This window comes from Anaerovibrio sp. RM50 (assembly GCF_000622005.1).
In the GTDB taxonomy this organism is placed as follows: domain Bacteria; phylum Bacillota; class Negativicutes; order Selenomonadales; family Selenomonadaceae; genus Anaerovibrio.
Genome location: NZ_JHWV01000044.1, coordinates 1 through 1,565 on the forward strand (window position 1 = coordinate 1; position 1,565 = coordinate 1,565).

Annotated in this window: 1 protein-coding gene; it reads left to right on the forward strand. The window is 41.0% G+C overall.

Translation table 11 applies throughout. The features are described 5' to 3' along the window. Window positions 1-262: 262 nt before the first annotated feature. Window positions 263-1,429, forward strand: a complete 1,167-nt coding sequence (locus T525_RS0111245) for an IS110 family transposase (protein WP_027407263.1) — start codon at window positions 263-265, stop codon at window positions 1,427-1,429. Window positions 1,430-1,565 lie beyond the last annotated feature (136 nt).

Genomic DNA, 1,565 nt, shown 5'->3' on the forward strand with positions numbered 1-1,565 from the left:
CTTGTATGATGTTTTTAGAAGCTAAAACACATACTTTCCTTTCTTTTTAATATCGTGGTTCAATACATTCAGATACTGTGGACTTTTGATTGTTTTCCTGTAGCTTTGACTACTCTAAGGAGTGTATTGCCACTACCTTTATCTGAATTGTTTATAGCTGGATGTTGCCGGAGCTGTCCGAGTACTTATTTCCATCAAGTCTACGATGATAATCGCTGGTGGATATCACGGTATCAGACTTTAGAAAGGGAGGTTCAACCTCATGATTTATGTAGGCATTGATATTGCCAAACTCAACCATTTCGCCTCAGCCATCTCGTCTGATGGTGAAATACTCATCGAGCCGTTCAAATTTACAAATGACAATGATGGCTTCCAACTGCTGATATCCAAACTCGATTTTTTCGATAAGGACAGCATCATCATTGGTCTTGAATCAACGGCACACTACGGTGACAACCTTGTTCGATACCTTGTTACCGTTAATTACAAAGTGTGTGTGTTGAACCCCATAAAGACTTCTATTATGCGTAAAAACAACGTGCGCAAAACGAAGACTGACAAAGTCGACACATACATTATTTGCAAAACTCTCATGATGCAGGATCAACTCAGATTCGTGACCTTTTTCGATCTAGATCTGATGAACCTCAAGGCTCTTGGCCGTTTTCGTCAAAAGACTATTAAGCAGCGAACCAGATTAAAGATTCAGCTGACTTCTTATATTGATGAGGTATTCCCTGAATTGCAGTATTTCTTCAAATCAGGTCTGCATCAAAAATCTGTTTATGCGCTATTAAAAGAAGCGCCTACACCAGAAGCTATTGCTTCTATGCATATGACTCATCTGGCTCATCTTCTCACTGTAACCTCCCACGGACACTTTGATAAAATGATTGCTCAGCAGTTAAGAGTTCTTGCACAGAAGTCTGTCGGTGCCAACGACAGTGCTCTATCTATTCAGATAACCCACACCGTTGCACAGATTGAGTTACTGGATAGCCAATTAGAGAGAATTGAAGCTGAAATGACGGACATTATGAAATTCAATGATTCTGTCATCAAAACCATTCCGGGAATCGGATATATAAACGGCGGAATGATACTTGGTGAAATCGGCGATATACACCGATTCTCCAGCCCCAACAAGCTGCTTGCATATGCTGGCTTAGATCCTTCTGTATACCAGTCTGGAAACTTCCAAGCTAAAAAAACCAGAATGTCCAAGCGTGGATCCACAGTCCTCAGGTATGCTCTTATAAACGCAGCACATAACGTTGTTAAAAACAATGCCACCTTCAAGGCTTATTATGATGCCAAGATGGCTGAAGGCCGCTCACACTATAACGCCCTCGGGCATTGTGCAGGCAAACTCGTCAGGATTATCTGGAAGATAATGACTGACAATGTAGAATTTAACCTCGACTAAGAGATCTGGATACCCAACATCATAGATTTGTAAAAAGCACCCACCAGGGAGCCTTGTTAAGGTTACCCATTTTTGCTACAAAAAGGATTTTACAAATTCCAGCTAATCCATACTTGACTTTTCATAGCTGGTCTCC

What these genes read in the sequence shown, in the direction of transcription:
- T525_RS0111245 (WP_027407263.1), top strand. Translation starts at nt 263, where the DNA reads ATGATTTATGTAGGCATTGATATTGCCAAACTCAACCATTTCGCCTCA.